19 protein-coding genes are annotated in these 19,560 nt (G+C 43.5%); 12 read left to right on the top strand and 7 right to left on the bottom strand.

What is annotated here, in order from left to right; all coding sequences use genetic code 11:
• Window positions 1-94: 94 nt before the first annotated feature.
• Window positions 95-2,080 carry a hydantoinase/oxoprolinase N-terminal domain-containing protein gene (locus MmiHf6_RS00605; protein WP_316557787.1) on the bottom strand — a complete coding sequence of 662 codons (1,986 nt, stop codon included), beginning with the start codon at window positions 2,078-2,080 and terminating at the stop codon, window positions 95-97.
• A gap of 208 nt (window positions 2,081-2,288) precedes the next feature.
• On the opposite strand from MmiHf6_RS00605, the gene MmiHf6_RS00600 reads away from it, so the two are divergent.
• The 8 genes from MmiHf6_RS00600 to MmiHf6_RS00565 all read left to right on the top strand — a co-directional run bounded on the left by MmiHf6_RS00600 (window position 2,289) and on the right by MmiHf6_RS00565 (window position 8,878).
• The gene (locus MmiHf6_RS00600; RefSeq protein ID WP_316557786.1) at window positions 2,289-2,636 is read left to right on the top strand and encodes a hypothetical protein; all 348 of its coding nucleotides are present in this window, start codon (window positions 2,289-2,291) and stop codon (window positions 2,634-2,636) included.
• Window positions 2,637-2,880: 244 nt separating this feature from the next.
• Window positions 2,881-4,056: a nucleotidyltransferase family protein gene (locus MmiHf6_RS00595; RefSeq protein ID WP_316557785.1), complete on the top strand. Its 1,176-nt coding sequence runs from the start codon at window positions 2,881-2,883 to the stop codon at window positions 4,054-4,056.
• Window positions 4,057-4,204: 148 nt separating this feature from the next.
• Complete coding sequence (locus MmiHf6_RS00590; protein WP_316557784.1) at window positions 4,205-5,296, top strand: lysylphosphatidylglycerol synthase transmembrane domain-containing protein; 1,092 nt, start codon at window positions 4,205-4,207, stop codon at window positions 5,294-5,296.
• A 289-nt stretch (window positions 5,297-5,585) separates the two neighbouring features.
• A complete protein-coding gene (locus MmiHf6_RS00585; RefSeq protein ID WP_316557783.1) occupies window positions 5,586-5,993 on the top strand; it encodes a hypothetical protein in 408 nt (135 codons plus the stop codon).
• Between the two features lie 117 nt (window positions 5,994-6,110).
• A complete protein-coding gene (locus tag MmiHf6_RS00580) occupies window positions 6,111-6,278 on the top strand; it encodes a DUF362 domain-containing protein (protein ID WP_316557782.1) in 168 nt (55 codons plus the stop codon).
• Between the two features lies 1 nt (window position 6,279).
• Window positions 6,280-7,641, top strand: a complete 1,362-nt coding sequence (locus MmiHf6_RS00575; protein WP_316557781.1) for a phytoene desaturase family protein — start codon at window positions 6,280-6,282, stop codon at window positions 7,639-7,641.
• A gap of 68 nt (window positions 7,642-7,709) precedes the next feature.
• Window positions 7,710-8,732, top strand: a complete 1,023-nt coding sequence (cofG, locus tag MmiHf6_RS00570) for a 7,8-didemethyl-8-hydroxy-5-deazariboflavin synthase subunit CofG (RefSeq protein WP_316557780.1) — start codon at window positions 7,710-7,712, stop codon at window positions 8,730-8,732.
• Between the two features lie 8 nt (window positions 8,733-8,740).
• Entirely contained in the window at window positions 8,741-8,878 is a 138-nt protein-coding gene (locus MmiHf6_RS00565) for a hypothetical protein (RefSeq protein ID WP_316557779.1), read from the top strand.
• A gap of 453 nt (window positions 8,879-9,331) precedes the next feature.
• Here MmiHf6_RS00565 and MmiHf6_RS00560 read toward each other — a convergent pair whose 3' ends face one another.
• Entirely contained in the window at window positions 9,332-9,706 is a 375-nt protein-coding gene (locus MmiHf6_RS00560) for a DUF488 domain-containing protein (protein WP_316557778.1), read from the bottom strand.
• A gap of 232 nt (window positions 9,707-9,938) precedes the next feature.
• Between MmiHf6_RS00560 and MmiHf6_RS00555 the strand changes: the two genes are divergently transcribed.
• The gene (locus MmiHf6_RS00555) at window positions 9,939-11,339 is read left to right on the top strand and encodes a DNA recombination protein RmuC (RefSeq protein WP_316557777.1); all 1,401 of its coding nucleotides are present in this window, start codon (window positions 9,939-9,941) and stop codon (window positions 11,337-11,339) included.
• Window positions 11,340-11,344: 5 nt separating this feature from the next.
• Complete coding sequence (locus MmiHf6_RS00550; RefSeq protein ID WP_316557776.1) at window positions 11,345-11,563, top strand: hypothetical protein; 219 nt, start codon at window positions 11,345-11,347, stop codon at window positions 11,561-11,563.
• On the opposite strand, the gene MmiHf6_RS00545 is transcribed toward MmiHf6_RS00550, so the two are convergent.
• On the bottom strand, window positions 11,542-12,906 hold the full coding sequence (locus MmiHf6_RS00545) for a restriction endonuclease (protein ID WP_316557775.1): 1,365 nt from the start codon (window positions 12,904-12,906) through the stop codon (window positions 11,542-11,544). The two genes, MmiHf6_RS00550 and MmiHf6_RS00545, sit on opposite strands and share 22 nt — an antisense overlap.
• Window positions 12,907-13,085: 179 nt before the next feature.
• Here MmiHf6_RS00545 and MmiHf6_RS00540 point away from each other — a divergent pair.
• Window positions 13,086-13,780 (top strand): IS1 family transposase gene (locus MmiHf6_RS00540; RefSeq protein ID WP_316557774.1). Its coding sequence is split into 2 segments (ribosomal slippage): window positions 13,086-13,401 and window positions 13,401-13,780, totalling 696 coding nucleotides; the frame shifts between segments, so codons are not numbered across the junction.
• Between the two features lie 140 nt (window positions 13,781-13,920).
• Here the strand turns inward: MmiHf6_RS00540 and frhB are convergent.
• The 4 genes from frhB to frhA form a co-directional block, all read right to left on the bottom strand.
• Window positions 13,921-14,778 (bottom strand): coenzyme F420 hydrogenase subunit beta, encoded by an 858-nt coding sequence (gene frhB, locus MmiHf6_RS00535; RefSeq protein WP_316557773.1) that lies wholly within the window; start codon window positions 14,776-14,778, stop codon window positions 13,921-13,923.
• A 3-nt stretch (window positions 14,779-14,781) separates the two neighbouring features.
• On the bottom strand, window positions 14,782-15,510 hold the full coding sequence (gene frhG / locus MmiHf6_RS00530; RefSeq protein WP_316557772.1) for a coenzyme F420 hydrogenase subunit gamma: 729 nt from the start codon (window positions 15,508-15,510) through the stop codon (window positions 14,782-14,784).
• Between the two features lie 70 nt (window positions 15,511-15,580).
• Entirely contained in the window at window positions 15,581-16,081 is a 501-nt protein-coding gene (gene frhD, locus MmiHf6_RS00525; protein ID WP_316557771.1) for a coenzyme F420-reducing hydrogenase, FrhD protein, read from the bottom strand.
• 91 nt (window positions 16,082-16,172) lie between these two features.
• Window positions 16,173-17,408 carry a coenzyme F420 hydrogenase subunit alpha gene (frhA, locus tag MmiHf6_RS00520; protein ID WP_316557770.1) on the bottom strand — a complete coding sequence of 412 codons (1,236 nt, stop codon included), beginning with the start codon at window positions 17,406-17,408 and terminating at the stop codon, window positions 16,173-16,175.
• Between the two features lie 1,087 nt (window positions 17,409-18,495).
• On the opposite strand from frhA, the gene MmiHf6_RS00515 reads away from it, so the two are divergent.
• Complete coding sequence (locus MmiHf6_RS00515; RefSeq protein ID WP_316557769.1) at window positions 18,496-19,194, top strand: DUF169 domain-containing protein; 699 nt, start codon at window positions 18,496-18,498, stop codon at window positions 19,192-19,194.
• The last annotated feature ends 366 nt before the right edge of the window (window positions 19,195-19,560 follow it).

The raw sequence follows: 19,560 nt of genomic DNA, 5'->3' as shown, positions 1-19,560 counted from the left end.
GAAATAAAAACAAAAACGAAAAACGAAAAACGAAAAATGAAAAATGAAAAATGAAACAAAAAGCGTTTTAAAAAAGAAAAACGCTCTTTCGGTTTCAAACTTTATTCTCGGCGAATCCTTCCACCAAAATATCAATTTGAACCGGCGGTTTTTGAGGATCATAAATCATTTCTTTGACTTTCACGCGAATTTCGACATCCGATTCCGCGACATCGTTTTCTTTCATATATTTGTAAATATCTTTTTTGGCAAACGTTTCACCGTAATGAACGGCAGCGTCTTTTGTCGGAAAAGCGCGCTGCCCTTCCGTTGTAAACATATTGTAGCGAATCGTCCAGTCACCGTTTTCTTCTTCCTTGGACTCAATGTCGACACGTAACTCAACGCGTTTTGCAAGTTTTCCCGCAAGACAGCCGACAGCGTTTCCGACAGCATAATGTTCGGGCGCGATAATTTCGGCATCCAAAAACATTCCAAGTTCCGGAATAAAACATTGAACGGGCGCGCCGATTAAAATAATCGGAATGTCTGATTTGAAACGCAAATACGAGCCTGTGCCGATGCCGTTGTCACCGAATTTATCCATAAACACATTCAATTCATCACGCGAAAATGTATCGTTCAAGAAAAGAACCGTTTCAACCGCCATGATTTTTGCGAATTTGCGCTTAATGAAACGGCAAAAATCTTCTTTTGCCATTCCGAATATTTCGGCTAATTTTCGGGCGCCGAGCTGAGCGGTTTCAACATCCCATTCGACAAATTCACCCGTGACATGAAGAACATCCGTCGGCGTAAACCCGATGAGCTGAATCAAACGTTTGTTGACCAACATTTCAACGATGTTAAACGGAATGTCGCCGTCAAAATCTTTCCAGTCAAAATCATCAATAAAAGCCGGCTCATCACGCATTTTTTGATAAACTTTCATTTCATCGTCAGACAAATTCGCGGCAACGTAACCGCTTTTCAAAACAAGCGTCGTCTTTTGCATGAACTCCGCCAAAGACATATTATGCGGCGTCCAATGATTTTTAATTGTCTCGGCGATTTCGGGATACATAACAAAAGCGCGGCAAAGCGGAATGACGCGTCGCGGGCCGATCATGATATCTGAAAAACGCGCTTCCAAAACGTTGTCGGCGCGAACCCAAATGTGACTATCACCGCCCGCAGCAATCGTTTCCATCTTGATTGCCCGAACTTTTGTTTTCCAGCCGCCGACGGTTGCGCCGAGGTCGGAAATCTGCGGGATTCCGTCTTCGATCATCGAAACATCCGTACTCGTGCCGCCGACATCAATTGCCAAACATGTTTCTTTTCCCGAAAGGAAAGATGCGCCAAGAACGCTTGCAGCCGGTCCCGAAAAAATCGTTTCGACCGGACGTTCCATCACTTCGCCGAACATGGCGACAGCGCCGTTGCATTTGAGCATCGTTGTTTTAACATTCATGCCGCGCCTTTTCGTCTCTTCGGCAACGGCATCGAGAAATGTGCGCGCCACCGGAAGAAGTGAAGCGTTCAGGTATGCCGTCACGCCGCGTTCATAAGCGCCGAGCGCGTGCGCAAGTTCATAACCGCAAACGACGGGATAGCCGGTCAATTCATGAATCAGTTCGCGAGCGGTTTTTTCGTGTTCGGGATTTAAAATGCTGTAAAAGGAAGAAACGGCAAAAGCCGACACTTTATCTTTGACGGACAAAACGTATTCGCGAATGCCTTCCAAATCAAGCGGCTCGTTTTCGGCGCCGCGGTAATTGTGACCGCCTTTGACGACAACGCAATTGTCTTTCAAATCTTGAGGAACTTTTTGAGAACCGATCAAGATTAAAGCAACGGGCGCGCCGTTTTTTTCCAAGATCGTGTTGGTCGCAAAAGTCGTTGAAACCGACAGCAATTTCGTTTTCTTCAAGATTTCGGGATCCAAAAGATCCAAGACATTTTGAATACCGCCGAGCGGATTCGGATAAGTCGTTAAAGCTTTTTGCGATTGCAAGATGCGGCGACCGTCCATGTCCACCAGCGCAGCATCCGTATACGTGCCGCCCGCATCGATTCCGAGTGAAATATTATCTGACAAAAACATCAACCTCCGATGTCGTTATTTATAATTCGCAAGTTCGCCGGCAAATCTTCGTCAAATCCCCCCGAATCAAACGATTTCAGATTTTTGCAGCGAATATCAAAAACAAACAAAATAGGCGGATATTGCAATTAAATCTATGCCAAAAAGATTGTTTAAAAGTATTAGTCTAAAGAATTCCTCGCTTCACACGGAATTTTTCGAAGTGAATTGGAACCGGGTTTCTGTTTCCGAGCGGAGTCAGGTTTCGGTTTGCAGTGGGAGGCAGGTTTCTGTTTCCGAGTGGAGGCAGGTTTCTGTTTCCGAGTGGAGGCAGGTTTCTGTTTCCGAGTGGAGGCAGGTTTCTGTTTCCTGTTGGAATCAGGTTTCTGTTTCCGAGTTGGGTCAGGTTTCCGATTGTGCTTGGAAAGCGGCGTTTATGAAAAAATCGCTTCGCGATTTTTTCGCCGCTTTGGGACGCAGTCGCCGCCGCGCGCGAATCCCCGACTTTTTAAACAAATTACTGAAAAAGAACCGCGATTTTTCAAACAAATTATCAAAAACAAATCCTTGATTTTTCAACCAACTTTTCAAAAAACAAACCGCATTTTTTCAAAAAAACATTAAAAAACGAGCTTACGATTTTTTAAAACAAATTGTCGAAGAACGACCCTCAAATTTTCGAAAAAATAAAAATGAAACACGAAAACAATACATAAGATATATAATTCAAAAAATGCTCTTGATGAAATTGATTTTAAATAAAAATGTTTGTCGCTGGGCGAATTTATATAAATAAAAAGGATGGTATTAGATTCATGAAAGCGTGTATCATGTGCGGCGGAACCGGAACGCGTCTCCGCCCGTTGACTTTTAAGCGGCCCAAACCGATGATTCCGATATCCAACAAGCCCTCGGTGCTTCATCTCATTGAACATTTGTCAAAAGAAGGATTCAATGACATCGTCATCACCCTCGGATATAAAGGCGAAGACGTGGAAGAAGAACTCGGCGACGGCAGCGTTTACGGCGTTCACATTGATTACGTTTATGAAAAAGAAAAACTCGGAACAGCCGGCAGCGTTAAAAACGCGCAGGAACTGCTCGGCAATGAACCGTTTATCGTTGTCGGCGGCGACCACGTCATGACGCTGAACTTGCGCGAAATGTTCCGATTCCATCAAAATAATGACGCTGATGTCACAATCGGTCTTCTTTCAATCGACGACCCGAGGGAATTCGGTATCGCCGACATGGACATCAACAACCGCATTTTAAGATTCTTTGAAAAACCAAAAGCCGGCGAAATATTCAGCAATCTTGCAAGCACCGGAATTTACGTCTGCAATCCTTCAGTTTTTGACAAAATCCCTGCCGGCAAAAAGTTCGATTTCGCAAAAGATTTGTTTCCGCTCATGCTCAAAGGCGGCGAGCGCATCAACGGCGTACTCGTCCGCGGCAAATGGACGGATGTCGGAAGCGCCGGCGCCTACCGCGACGCTCAAAAATGGATGCTGGATGACATGACAGAAACCGTTTTGGAAGGCAATTTCATTTCAAACGGCAAAATCCAGGGACCGCTTCATGTCGGAACAGGAGTCGCAGTCGGCGGCAACTCTTCCCTTGTCGGACCGCTTGTCATCGGCGAAAACACAATGATTGGCGAACGCGTTTTAATCGGCCCGTATTCCGTCATCGGATCCAGCTGCGTCATTGAAGATGACGTGAAAATCTTATCCTCTTACGTTTTTGACGGAACGAAAATCGGCAAAGGAACGACGCTTTCAGGCGCAATCGTTGACGAAGAATCAATCGTCGGCGCCGGCAGCAGCCTTGAAAACGGAACAATTGTCGGACCGAATTCGCTCTTGGAAGAAAACGTGACGATTCACTCGGGCGTGAAATTGTGGCCGGAGACAGCCGTTTCGAAAGGCGAAAATGTCAAAGACGATAAATTAAATGAGAAATACGGAACCGATATCAGCGGTTCTTAATTTTATTTTAAATTTTAATTTTAATAATAATTTTAATTTTAATAATAATTTTAATTTTAATAATATTTTTAATTTTAATAATTTTTAATAACATTTTAAATAATAATGATTTAAAAAACGAATTTGGAAAAACAAGCTGGCGGTTTCAATGGTCGATTACAAGAAATTTTTCTTAATCAGTCTGGCAATCAGTCTGATTTCAGCTGTCGCAATCATATTCCTGACGACAGATGCCGAAACCATTGAATCGCTGAAACAGATTCGTTTAGAATTCATCATCGGAGCGCTTTTGCTTCAAATTCTTTCTTACATTTTAACAGCGCGAAAAACAAAATTCTTGCTGCGCTCGCTCGGCTATCAAATCAGAACCCGTCACGCGTTTGAAAATGTACTGACGGGCATATTGCTCGCGTCGTTGACACCATCTTCCGTCGGCGGAGAGCCTGTCAGAATCCTTCTGCTTCGAAAGAACTCAAAAGTTCCCGTCGGAAAAGCAACGGCAGTCATCTTCATGGAACGCTTTTTAGACGCGCTTTTTTTCTTAATCTGCCTGATTCCATCCCTGTTTATCCTTCGGTCATTTTTGAGAAATGAAGGCGGAAACGGCATTTGGGGAATTGACACGCTTTTATATATCGGCATCATTTGTTTGTTTCTCATTTTAGCCGTATTGATTTACGCGATCATCCGACCCGAATTTGCGAAAAAAATGATTCGAAAAATATTGATTTTCACCGAAAAAAAAGCGCCCGAAAAATACAAACCGAAAATCAATAAAATGATCTTCACCTCGGAAAATGAAATCGACTTATTCCGATCCAGTTTCAAGCGGTTCCTGTCTGTCGGGAAACTGAATTTAATCGTTGCCGTTTTTTACACCGTGATTTACTGGCTCGTTCACTTCTCCGTGCTTTGGCTGATTCTGCTCGGCTTAAACGTTCATCCGAATCTGCAATTACTGTTCGCGACCCAAGTCGTTCTTGCAATCATTATGATCATTCCCGCAACGCCCGGCGCAAGCGGCATCTCCGAAATTGCGGCGTACACGCTTTTTTCGCTCTTTGTTCCCGCATCCGTTCTCGGCGTGACCGTGATTGCCTGGCGCGCGATTACATATTATGTCAATATCGCGGCAGGCGCTTTGGCAAGCCTGAAAGTGATTCGAAAATACGGGATCAACGCGTTTGGTTCCGAAATGAGCCCGGAAAAAGAAGCGGAACTGCTTGATCCGAATAATTGATTGAAATTGTATGTTCAAACGAAGATTTATTTTTATTTCCGTAAAGTAAACATTTTTCTGCGCTCCCGACCAGGTTTGTGTTTCCAGTTGGAGTCAAGTTTGTGTTTCCAATGTCAGTCAGGTTTCTGTTTCTACTTGCAATCGGGTTTTTGCTTCCGATTGGAGTCAGGTTTGTGTTTGCGCTTGCAGCCGGGTTTCTTTGCACTGCCGGTCAGGTTTGAGTTTCTGCTTGCATCTGCTCATTTTATGGTAATCCGTTCGCATTCGCGAACGTGCCGCCGCTACCTTCATGTTTCTGTTTCCGATTGGAGTCAGGTTTCTGTTTCCGATTGGAGTCAGGTTTCTGTTTCCGATTGGAGTCAGGTTTCTGCTTCCGATTGGAGTCAGGTTTCTGTTTCCGCTTGCTGTCAGGTTTCTGTTTGCAGGGGGAGGGAGGTGTTTGTTTCCGTTCGGAGTCAGGTTTCCGTTTTCCGCCTGTAATCAGGTTTTCATTTGCTGCCGCTGCCGGCAGCTGCAGCAGCGGACCGCCGCCGCGCGAGCCGCACAAATTATTACAAAAATGAATCAAAGTGGAGAGACCGGTTTATTAGAAATAATCAAAAAAAGGAGAATTCGTTTTAAAATCTTCAGCATTAAAGAAGAAAATAAATTGAAAAGAAAAGCAGAACCGACAAATAATAATGATACCTTTTTATAGAAAGTCAAAATAAATATGGCTTCTATCTCACATTTTTTTATATTCAATTTTCATTATTATTTTCATTATCATTATTCTGCGAAAGGCAGACAGAAAAATGAATCGGTGTATTATAAAATGTATGTCAACAGCAATTGTGTCGGATGCAGCCAATGTATCGCGTTCTGTAAACACGGCGCGATCACTGCAAAGGGGAGGGCGACGATTACGGACAAATGCAAAGAATGCGGCGCCTGTATACCTTATTGCCCGATGAAAGCAATCCAACCCGGACAGGTGGTCTGAAATGACTGAAAACAATACAAAAAAAGCAGTCGTTATCGGCTCGGGTCTTGGCGGTTTGCTGACAGCGGCGCAGCTTGCCAAAGACGGCTGGACTGTTGACGTTTATGAACGCCTTTCTTTAATCGGCGGCCGTTTTGCGAACATCGAATACAACGGCTATCAGCTTTCAACCGGCGCGCTTCACATGGTTCCGCACGGAACGAAAGGTCCGCTTGCAACAATGCTTCGCGATCTCGGCGCGGATTTTGAAATCATTCAATCGACGCCGATGGCAATTGTCAGAATGCCGAAAAATGCCGAAGATACCGATTACAAAAACGGTTACGAAGACATTTCTTATTTGGATTTCAAAAAACACCTGACTTCCAAAAACAAAGCCATGATGGTTCTTTTAACGCTCGGATTTAAAGTCGGGCTCATCCGCCCCACGAAAATCGGATTCAAACAGTGGTACTCCAAATATATCCATGATGACAGAATCGATCGCTGCGCCGACTCTTTTACCGGCTGGGCGCTCAGCACGACCGCGGACGAAGTGACGACGCGCGAGATTTTTGAAATATTCCATAACGTTTACAGATACGGCGGCCCCGGTATTTTAAAAGGCGGCTGTCAGACCGTCATCGACGAGCTCGTTCGAATCATTTCCTCATACGGCGGAACCGTTTACACCGACACGGAAGTGACGAAAATCATCGTCAAAGACGGAAAAGCAACAGGTGTGATTGCCGGCGAAAAAGAGATTTCTGCCGACCTTGTCATCAGCGACATCGGCCACAAAGAAGCCTGGGAAATCTGTGAATTTGACGGCGTTGAAGGCGAATGCGGTTCACACGTTTTAGCGCTTTCCAAGCCCGTTTTTAAAGAATATGAAGAAAAGCTCGCCGAGATGAAACCGTCTGCCGGCTTGAAGATTTGTTTTGCATCTGATGAGCAGATCCTGCCCGACGGATGCAGTCTGATGCTGACGCCGTACACGCGCAGAATCAACGGCTTGAACGAAGTGACGATTGCCGACCCCGACCTTGCGCCGCCCGGAAAGCATTTGGTCATGTGCCACCAGAGAACGGCGCTTGACAGATTGATCGAAATCGATGAAGAAATCGAACTCGGTTTAGAAGATGTCAAAGATTTATTCCCCGACAAAAAGATTGAAATTTTGATCATTCAGGTTCACCACGGCAGATGGCCGGTCAACCGCGCTTTTTCGGGAACGGATTTCGGAAACAAAACGCCTGTATCGAATTTATTGGTTGTCGGCGACGGCGCAAAAGGCGAAGGCGGCATTGAAATAGAGGGTATAACATTTGGTGTCCGCGACGCGATGAAAATAATACGTTCTGACTTTGAATCGAAAAATTAAGAATCAAAATTTGAATCAAAGCTTGAATAGAACAAAGAATCAAAAAAGGAACGAATCGGAGTCAAAAAATGAAAAACCGCCCGATTACTTATTCCAAAAATATTTTTATTCCTGTCACGAATGTCTGCCGCAACAAATGCGCCTATTGCGGTTTTCGGCGCCCGGCAGAACATAAAGACGCTTTTTTGATGACGGAAGAAGAAATCATTCCCGTTCTGAAACGCGGGGCTGCAGCGGGATGTACGGAAGCGATGTTTGCTTTCGGCGAGTCGCCCGAACAAAATCCTGAATTTATGAAGCGGTTTGGAAAACAATTAAATGACGCCGGTTTTAAAACGGTGATCGAATACACGGAACATCTCTGCCGCTTGACTTTGGATTACGGGATGCTTCCGCACGTCAACGGCGGCGTTCTTTCTTTTGATGAATTAAAAAGGCTTGCGCCGCTGAACGCGAGCATGGGATTGATGCTTGAGACAACGGCCGACGTTTTGGCGCACAAAGATTGTCCCGGAAAAATTCCCGCGGCGCGTCTTGAAATGATTGAAAATGCGGGGAAATTGAAAATGCCGTTTACGACGGGACTTTTAATCGGCATCGGCGAAACTCGAAATGATTGGATTGAATCTTTGCAGGCGATTCAAAAGCTTCACGGCAAATACGGACATATTCAGGAAATTATTTTACAGAATTATACGCCCAATTCGGGACAGGAAAACAGTACCCGAGAGTTGAAGGCGCCGACAAAAGCGGATATGATTGACTTGATTCTTTTGACAAAAAACACATTAACGCCGGATATTACGATACAAGTCGCGCCGAATCTGATGTCGCCGCTTGAACTGATTCAATACGGCGTGACGGATTTGGGCGGCATTTCGCCGGTGACGATCGATTACATCAATCCGGAATCGGCCTGGCCGAAAATTGAAGAATTGAGAAATCTTTTGAGTTCGAAAGGATATGAATTCAAAGAACGTCTCCCTGTTCACCCGCAATATGTGAAAAAAGGCTGGTACGGCGCCGATACAAAAGAATTGATTGAAAAATTAGCAGATGCCGACGGTTATCGAAAAACCGACGGTTTATAATTGATTTTGTGATTTCTGCATGTGATTTCTGCAAAGTCTGTCGGTCTGCAGCTGTCTTTTCATTTTGGTGCTTGCCTGTCAGATTTGCGTCACAGCTGCCGGAAGCCGCCGCGCGCGAATCACTCCATTTTTATTTTGTTTTTTAAACCCGCCCCGTTTTTATTTTTGTATTCAAACAAAACCTAAACATCCATTTTCAAGAAACGGTGAACCCGAACGCCCGATAAAATCCGAATCTTAAATGTTTTAGATTTTGGATAAAAGAAGGCGTTCCGTTTTTGAGTAATTTTGATGAAAAACGATGTTTCAATTGATTTTAGATCAAATTTAAGTTCAAAAGAAACAAAAACTTCAAAACCGCTGATTTAAATGCTTTTCCGCTTTTGCAAAGTGCCGCCTTGTGACTGTCTTTTGCTGTCAGCTTCCGGCTGAGCCTGCTCGTCTGCAACTGTCTTTTAATGTTGCTGCTGCGAGGCAAGCCTCTGCTGCCGACAGCAAACCGCCGCCGCGCGCGAATCGCTCCATTTTTAAAAAAAATAATCAAGAACGAGTGATCCATTTTTCAAAAAATAACCGAAAAAAGATTTCATTTTTAGAAATTAATCTTTCGGAAAATAGCTCTCGACGTATTCTTTTAAAATGACGACGTGATTATAAACAGGATCTTTTGCCGCATAGACAAATGTGACATTTCCTTTTTTCAAGTGTTCGTAAACGGTTTGAATGAATTCGGGAACTGCCGGATTATTTCCAAGTTCGGAAAGATATTTTTCTTTGAATTTCGGAAAAGCCGTCGGTATGTGATGAAATTCTTCGCGGATTTCAGTTGAAGGTGTTACTTCTTTTGCCCACAAGTCAAACGCTGCATGTTCTTTTGAAACGCCGCGCGGCCAAAGGCGGTCGACTAAAATTCGGAATCCGTCATCTTTTGAAACGGCATCGTATGCGCGCTTCAGTCGGAGTCTGTTTTTCATGTCAATCATCCCCATTTTTGAAGTTTTTTGGACTCATTTCATTATAAATTTTTAAAAGCAGTTTCTTTTTTTCGAGATGAATTTGTTTATAAGAGATAAATTCATCCAAATATATAATAAATTGCGATTATATATAAGTCTGTACTTTCACCCCGCTTCGTTTTACCATTTATAAATCTCCGACATTTAATCTGACATAATATTTTACAGAATTTGAATACGGAGTTTAAATATGGAATACGAAACGATCATTTTGATAATACTTGCCGCCGCCGTTTTTCTTTTGATTATCAATTTGTTTTTAACACTCTTTAAAAAAGGAAATAATATGACCGGCGGCGATGGCAGGAATGGCGGCAGCAGCGGAAACGGGAGCGGAATAACCGAAGCGGATTTTGCGGCATTCTCAAAGAAACTGGATGAACAAACGATATTTATCCGAGATGAAATGGACCGCAACATTTCCCGCCTGGATTTGAATCTGAGAAATGAAATCGCTCAAAACCGCGATGAACTAAATATTTCGCTGAACAGAAACAGAAAAGAAATGACGGAAGCGCTTTCTGCGTTTCAGGTTTCACAGGAAAACAAATTTCAGACATTTGAAAATCGCCAAACGGAATTGAATCGAATCACGGAAATGAAACTTGAAAAGATTCGCGAGACGACGGAAAATCGAATGGCTCAAATGCAGGAATCCAATGAAAAAAAACTGGATGAAATGAAAAATGTCGTCGATGAAAAGCTTCGCGAAAGCGTTGAAAAACGTTTCAATGAGTCATTTAAAGGAATCAGCGAACGTTTGGATGATGTTTTCAAAGGCCTCGGGGAAATGCAGAAGCTTGCAAACGGCGTCGGCGATTTGAAAAAAGTTTTAACAAATGTGAAAACACGCGGCAACCTTGGAGAAATTCAACTCGGCGCGATTTTGGAAGAAGTGCTGGCACCCGACCAATACGATAAAAACACGCCCGTTCGGCCGAACACCGCAGAAAGAGTGGAATATGCCGTCAGGCTTCCCGGAAAAGACAGCGAAGGACCGATTTATTTGGCAATTGATTCGAAATTCCCGATCGAAGATTATCAGCGCCTTTTGGATGCTTACGAAAATTATCCCGAAGAAATTGAAAATTGTTCCAAACAATTGGAAATTGCCGTGAAAAAGAATGCGAAAACAATTCAGGAAAAATACATTTGTCTGCCTTACACGACGGATTTTGCAATCATGTTTATTCCGACGGAAGGATTGTATGCCGAAATCCTGCGCCGCCCCGGTTTGTTTGAATTTGTTCAGCGCGAATACCGAATCGCAATCGTCGGCCCGACGACTTTGGTCGCGTTCTTAAACAGCCTCAGAATGGGCTTTCAAACGCTCGCCGTTGAGAAACGGACGGGAGAAATTCAAAAATTGCTCGGTGCCGTCAAAACCGAATTCGTTAAATTCGGAGATTTACTTGAAAAAACGCGCAAGAAATTGGATGAAGCCGCAAGCGTTTTGGATTCGGTGGATTCCAAAACAAGAAATATCAACCGCAAATTAAAGCAGGTTCATGAACTTCCCGAAAGCGATTCAATGAAATTGCTCGGCGGCGGAGAAAACGGCAACGATGATTTTGAATCATATGAAATGTAAAAACTATGTTAAGGCTGCCGTGTCAATTGGGTTTTGTTTGCGCTGCGGGTCAGGTTTACACTGTCGCCGCTGCCGCCCGCGCGAGCTGCACAAAATCTCTGAAAAATAACCAAAAAGGAGGAGGCATTTCTAAAAAAATGAAAAGCGAGAACGCACTTAAAATAGACAGAAATAAAAATAAAAGAACGGAAAAACGGAAAAATTATTCCGCTTTTCTGATGTAGACGATCTTCACATTATTGCGGTTTGCGTAATCCTGAATTTCATCCGTCATATCGCCGGCCGAAATAAAGAGACCGAAATCCGTCTTGTAATGGTTTTTCGCGTCAATCGCTTTTTCAATTTTTCTGTTTGTAATCGTTCCGAATTCATCGTTGTCAATGACAACAATGTAGCGGAGATTGTCTTTATAGAGCAGCAGATCAGCGTCGCCTGCCGACAGCTTAGACACTTCAAAACCCATCTGTTCAAACAAATCGGCGGCTTTAACGGACAAAGGCGCTTCTGCCAAATTGGAGGCCGATTTCAAATTATGAGCGCCGCCGCTTGAAAGCGCAGCAACAGAATTCGGATTCAAACGGCGCGTGCCGTCGGGATTGAGCTGATATGAGCCGTCCGGATTCAGCAAATAATTTTCTTTGGAGTCCAAAAGATAATTGCCGTTGTCATCCAAAAGGTAGTGGCCGTCTGCGGTCAGCTGATAAGCGCCGCCGGCTTCAAGCTGCAAAGTGCCGTCATCATTTAACTGCATGGAAGCGCCTGCAATCATATTCTGCCCGCCTGCGCTGATCTGGTCACGCTCGGGTGCGCCGCCGACTTTCGCGTTCTTGCGCTCCCAAAGCAAATATTCTTCTCGCTTCAGTTTTTCCTGCTCAGACTCGCCGACAGGAATTCCGGAACCGGACGCCTGAGCGTTGTTTAAAGCATATTCATAATTGGACTGGTCGAACAAAACCGTTCTCATCTTGTCGAAATAACGGTTTTCGGTTTCTTCGATGTACAAATCTCTGGCATCCTGAACAGCCATGCGGAAATCATCGATCTGACTGCGTCTGCCGCGAAGAAGAAACTGATATTCGCGTCCGTCCTTCGTTGTCATTGAAAAAGTCGTTCTTTTCAAAAGGAAATAAGAAAACAGGCTGATAAGTGCCAAAATGCCGATAATGACTGCCAAATAAACCATCCATTGACTCAGCATGGCAATAACTTCGGCATCCGTATGCGTTCCGAAGTAAACGGCACCGTATTGCGCCAAATAATAGCCGATCGTGCCCGAATTAATATAAATCAAGGCGGCGGCGATCAATAAAACAAGACCCCAAAGGATTTTTCCCCATTGCGGACGATAAGTCCAGCCTGACGAAACAATGTCTTCCAAACGGAATTCTCTCATGTTCAGTTTTCTTTTGTTCAATGAAAAAAGACGTTTATTTGTGAGCACAAGCGTCGTCCAGCTTTTGTATTCGGATGCGGCCACATTATTGTGAGACCACACCGTCTCATCTTTCATATCAATCGAATTAAGGACGCGCTCTTCTTTACCTAAATATTTTGAAAAATTTGCCATTTTTTCACCGTCATTCTGTTTTTAACAGGCTAATTTCAATATATAAATACAAATGAATATAAAAAAACTACATAAAACAGTTGTAAAATAATATTTATAGTGTATTGTTTCGATGTTTATATACTTTATTTGGCAGTGTTTACAAAAGAATGATATACTATTAAAGTATATTATGATTTATGATATGTTCAAAATGCAACTCTGAAAATTTTGTAAAGAATGGAAACCATTTGGGACGTCAACGTTACAAATGTAAAGAATGCGGGTATCAATTTACATTGGAAACCCCGCGAGGTAAAGATGTTGAAACAAAATGTTTGGCAATTATATTATATTTAAACGGTATGTCATTTCGATCCATTGCGAAAATTGTCAATGTATCCCATAAAGCTGTGTATGATTGGGTCAAAAGTTTTGGCATACAAACATACGAGAAACCAGAGCCGGAAGGTGAAATTGAAGTAGAGCTTGATGAAATGTGGCATTTTCTGAACTCAAAAAAAACAAATTGTGGGTCTGGAAAGCATTTTGTCGTACTACAGGTCAACTCATTGACTGGGAGTGTGGAAGCCGTGACAGTGACACCTTAAAAAAGTTATTGGAGCGACTCAGTAAACTGCAAGTAACTGTTTATTATACAGATCATTGGGAAGCTTACAATCAACTAATTCCCCCGGAATTATTGAAGCAAACAAAAAAGGAAACACATGGAGTAGAACGTAATAATTTTCGCCAAAGACATTGGCTCGGCCGTTTTAGGAGAAAAACTTGCATTGTATCCAGAAGCAAATTTATGGTGGACATATCGATGTCGCTTTTTGCCCGATTTAGAGTTAATGGCAATCCAGAGATGATAAAATCATTCTTTAAGTAACACCCTCCTTTATTTTATAACGCGGCGGCAGTTAAAATTGCGCCAAGCAGCCGTTTTTAAAAAATGAGAATCGGAAAGGCGAATTGCCTCTCCGGACAGATTATAATGATTAATCCGACTAATGATTAATCCGACATTCATCAATAAGGAACAGGAAGTCCCATTTCAATGCGGTGCTCGATTTCTTTAGCATTCTTGGTTTTCTTGTCGTTGGACAATTTTTCAAGCATCGGGTAACCGACTTTGCCTTCCATGTCCAGCGGGCGTGTTTCCAATTTGCCTGCGGCAAGCATTTTGTCAACGAAATCTTTTCCGCGCTTATTTCTGATAATGACCGTGCTCCAGCCGTCGGGCGAGCCGACAGATCCGGTTGCGAAATCGGCATATTCGGACGTGTAGTCCATGCAGACGTGACAGGATTTCTGTTCAAACGGCATGGTTTCTTTGATCGGAATCGCAATCGGTTCGCTTCCGTCTTTGGGATACACGAAAAGCTTTCCTTTGCCGATATCCGTCTTCAAAACGTCATTCATTTTAACGCCGGCATACTCTTCGACAAGCGTTTTCATGCCGTTGTACGGGAAGTTTTCCATACAGAAAATGCCGATGACAAGACCGATGTTGTCAACGGTTCCGCGGAACGCGGCCGGATACTGCATCATCTTTTTCATAGCGATAACTTGACACGGCGTGCCGACGAATCCGAGCTTTTCAAGAGCGTATTCTTTAACGGCGTTTTTGACAAGAGACATATTCGGGCTGAGCGAGTACTTTGTACCGCGCGCGGACAGGATTTCTTCTCTCGTTCTTGCGATTTTGGGCATCGGCTTGAATCCTTCGGTCGTGTCGGCGACAATCACGCCGTCCAAAAGACCGTTTTCAAGGCCGTAAATGTATGCTGCGGTCACAATACCGCCGTCCTGAGATCTCTTCAAGATTTCCTGGTCGGTGGAGCGTGCAGAAATAATTTCAATGTATTCTCCAATCGGTTTTGTCATCCTTCACACCTCCAAAAGTCCTTTCAGCTTAGGCATTCTGATTCTCGGGCACTGCAAAACGCAGGAACCGCAGTTAATGCACATTTCCATGCGGACATCCGGTTTGCCGTCAAACATGGCAACCGCTCTCATCTGACACGCTGCCGCGCAGGTGCCGCATCCCATACAGAGACCTTGGCTGATGACCTGCTTGATGAGGTTTTCGCCGCTTGCGTCCTGATACTTGACGAATTCGGCATACATTTCCAAGTAATCCGTATCGCCTTCAAGCGCTGCCATCACAAATTTTACGATGGAATCCGTTGACGGCGGGCATCCCGGAATTGCGAAATCGACTTTAACGACTTCCGAGACCGGAACAAAAGAGACATGTGTCGGCTGCGGATTTTGACCGCCGCGTCCAAAGCGCGTCACGCCGCCGGTCGCAGCGCAGGCGCCGAGTGCCACGATAAGTTTTGATTTTTCGCGCACATCTTTAATTAATTCAACAGCATGGGGATCGTCCAAACAGACGCTTCCTTCCACCAATGCGATATCAACGTCATCCGGATAGACGCGTTCAATGACGATCTTGTCTTCCGTCTCCGTTACTTTTGTCAGTTCGTCCGCGAGCGTAATCGCATAAACGAGGTCCACTGCGCTTAAGATGTCAAGGAGCTTCTCGTACGTATCTGCAAACGAGATTAAGCAGCCCGTACATCCGCTCATGTGGACATGTGAGATTTTTACCAATATAATCACCCGATTTTACATTTCAAATTCATTCGCCGCAAAAGCAGCGAATTGACTCTACTCTGTCCCGTTATTTTTCCAGTTCTTCCAAAACCATTTCGGCGGCTTTGTCAACAGAAGCAGTTACTTCATCAGAAAGCTCAAGGCAGATATCCGGCGCAGACATATGCTTGTACTGACATCCGATAACGACAATTTCTATGCCGTATTTATCATGGATATCATTGAGCATACCTGCAAGAGGCATGTCATGCGCATCAATGTGATATTTGGGAATATTCGGCAAATCTTCGGGGTAAAGCTTTGTCAGCTCGCCCGGCGATAATCCGTAATCGATAATATCGACAATAATTACTTTCTTAACTTTCGACTCTTCATCTATCAAAGAGAGAATGAAGTGTGAAGCACCTGTTCCTGCATCTATTATTCCGACATTTTCCGAATCCAGTTTTGAATTTGTTTCTTTCAGTTTATTCAAACGCTGAACAACTGCAAACCCAAAGCCGTCATCTGCTAATAGGATATTTCCGCAACCGAGAATTAATGTTTCTTTTTCAAGGTATTCCGGCATAAAGTCACCTGTTTTCTATGTATAAATCTCACTTTTATTTATACGGATATTATAATATGGGAATCATCGGAAAAATACTTTGCGGGACTTTTCATTTAAACATCTTTTCATCGACGGTGTTTCCGTCATAGTCCTTTGCAATCATGTGCGTTGCGCATGAGACACACGGATCGTACGCGCGGACAACGTGTTCGGCGAATTTGTAATGGTTGCCGACGGTTGCGTGTCCGATGACCGGAATGTTCCAGGTCGTTGCGACGATTGCACTGTATTCTGCGATTCTTCCGTCTTTTCCGACGACTGCGGCGTGAACGTTATGTCCGCGAGCCGCTTCGATTGCGCCGACGCCGACCGTTTCGCCGTCGCCGACGATCGGATCTGTGCAGTACGGTGCACCGCTTGTATTTAATTCATCTAAAAGTTCGAGAACTCTTTCGGCGTAGCAGGCCATTTCCAAAGCGCGTGCTTTGTGGATGCCGAGTGCGCCTTTTGTTTCTTTGAAATCTTTAAAGGTTACCATACGGGCGCGGGGACCGACTTCGACCAAGCTTCCTTTGTATTTGGGAATGTTTGTGCAGGCCTGAAGTGCGACTTCTTTGGGATATTCTTCAAAGGGTGAGTATTCAACCGCTTGTGAATAATCGAATTTTGTGATGTCGCCGTAGGTTAAGCTGGTTGCCAAGAGCGGGAAGTCGTGATATCCGAGTGTTTCCGGGATTTCGGTTCCGTCATTGAGCTTTCTTTCATTGAAGATGTTCAGCATGTAATCGCACTGAACGGATGCGAGTTCCATGTAATCTTTTGCGCGGGCGATGAGTTTGTCCTTTGCCTCAGGCGTGATATTTTTAGCCATGCCGCCGATTTTGAGATTCGGGGGGTGGATGGCTTCGCCGCCGATCGTATCGACAAAATATTGTCCGATTTTTCTCATCGACTGGATTCTTTTAACGACTTCTGCATAATCGTCTTTGGGGACGTAGTCCGGGGCGATTAAGAATTGGTGAAGCGGGTGGGAATGCATTTTGTTTCCGATGGCTGTTAATTCTCTTAAAATCAGTCCGTCTTTTGACGGTTCCATTCCGCAGGCGCGTTCAAGGGCTTCGACGGAAGATGTGGAGTGTGCTGTCGGGCAGATGCCGCAGAAGCGTGAAACTGCGATGGGCGCAAATTCCGCAACTTTTCCGTACAAGAATTTTTCAAAACCTCGAACAGGCGTTACACTGTGATAGGCGCCGGACTCGACGATCCCTTCATCATCGACTGTCAGAACCAAATTCGTGTGACCCTCATGCCGAGTTGTCGGTTTAATTTCTACTGTTTTACTCATTCAATCACCTTTTTTACCCCCGATATATCGGAGGATAACCTCTCTCTTTTCCGTTTTTTGTTTTCTTTGTATCCTTCAAATCCGGGATTCTCAGGTCTTTACTGATCTTTTGTACACTTGGCACTTTGTACACTTGGCACTTTGATACACTTGATACTTTGATACACTCGGTACAATTTCAGTACACTTTTTTTTATACACATGGTACTGTTTTTCGTCCCCTTTGCAAGAGATGATAAACATAAATTTTACAAATTAAACATAAATAAATCGCTGATGTTTTCCTTCATCATTTACTTTAGAATTTTTGTAATTTGCGGTTTGATTCCACCTATCCAAACGATTTATCATGATAAATGTTTGGGTGATTCATACTGCAAATAACAGATTTTAAAAAGCAATGAATTCAGCACTTTTTTAGAAAACATCTGTATTTAAAAGCCTTGTGGTGAAATTTTTCGGAAAGCGAATAAAAACATAATCAGAAGAATATTCTTTAATTATCATGATAATTTAATTTTAAAGTAATTGTGTTTGTTTCATTACAAATGTTAATCCGGTCATTACAAATTATCACAATCCAATACCATTTATAAAATTTGAAGAATTTATAAAATTACAAAATTGTAAAACTATAAAGCTGTAAAACTGTAAAGTTGTAAAACTGTAAAGCTGTAAAACTGCAAATTGTAAAAAGTAAAACCGGGAACGGTGTTTCACGGCATTTAAAAATGCGGCTGTTCGCGCGCGGCGGGTGCGGCCATTCGATCATACCGGGCAGAACGGCATTGGAAACACGGACAAACGGCGTGTTTAGAAAGGTTATTAAATATAATCATTGATAATAATAAATTGCAATAAATCGCTGATCAAAAATTATCAATAGGATATTATTGCAATTTTTATTTCAGTTTACAGTTAATATTGTAATTTTTGCTGTAAATGCAGATTTTGCCGCAATTTTACTGTAATATTATTACTGCAATTTTTACTGCAATTCGTGTATTGTTATTGTTTAATTTTATTGCGAAAAACGCAAAATGTAAAACATAGAGTTATCAAAAACACAAAAACAAGAGGGTATGATATGAATTTGGAACAAATGAATGCTTACGGGAACGACTTGAAGTCGCTTCTTCAGCTGGAAGGATCTCCTGTTGCCGTTAAGCTGATTCCCGCCGGCAATGAGGATGAAGTCATCGGCAGTTATGAAAAGCTTGACCGTCAAATGCGCCACTGCCAAATAACGGATCATGTGCGCCGCACGGGGGAAATGTTTTACACGACGCTTGAGGAACAGCAATGCAAAGGCGGGGCGGCGGCGCTCGGTTTGACGCAGCTGTCCGACAAAGTCAGAAGCGGCGAATTCTATTGCGACGGTCTTCACCATTTTGAAACGGTTGAAGCCGCTAAAAAAACGGTTGACCAAATTACATTTTTAGCGCCGTTTTCAAATTCGATCGCTCTTTACGGTCCGCTTGAAAAAGCCACATTTGAGCCCGATGTCATCATTTTCATCTGCAACCCCGAACAGGCGATGCTTTTGACGCAGGGCTGGGAATACCGCGACGGCGGCCGCATTGAAGCAGCATTTTCAGGCAAGCAGAGCGTTTGTTCCGACGCCGTTGCGCAAGTCATCAAAACCGGCAAGCCGAATGTTACAATCGGATGCAGCGGAAGCCGTTCATACACAAAAATTATGCCGAGCGAATTGCTTTACGCGATTCCGGCGCAAGATGTTGAGAAGACGGTGATCGGCCTGAGAATGATTGTCGGTGAGCCTTGAATGAATTGATTTTTTTCAATTTCATTTATTTTTAATTTTCAATAATCGTCGGTCAATTTTGATTAAATTTTGAAAAACGGAGCGGGTCGCGCGAGCGACGGCGGCGCAGCAACCGAAGAACCGATTCAGTTTCAATTTTCGGACAAACCTAAACATCCATTTTTAAAAACCGGTGAACCTGAACGCCCCTTAAAACCCGAATCTAAAAAAATATTAGAAAAAATAAACGGCGTTCCGTTTTTCTTTTTTTTGAATAAAAACGATGTTTCAATTAAAATAAATACGAATGAAAAGCTCAAATACCGCCCCCGCAAGTTGAGTTTCCGAGCGAAGCGAGGAAACGAGACTTGGCGGATTCTTACCATA

It is taken from the genome of Methanimicrococcus hongohii (genome assembly GCF_032594095.1).
GTDB lineage: Archaea > Halobacteriota > Methanosarcinia > Methanosarcinales > Methanosarcinaceae > Methanimicrococcus > Methanimicrococcus hongohii.
Note: the sequence above shows the minus strand (reverse complement) of the source record. Positions and strands in the feature narration are given on the sequence as shown.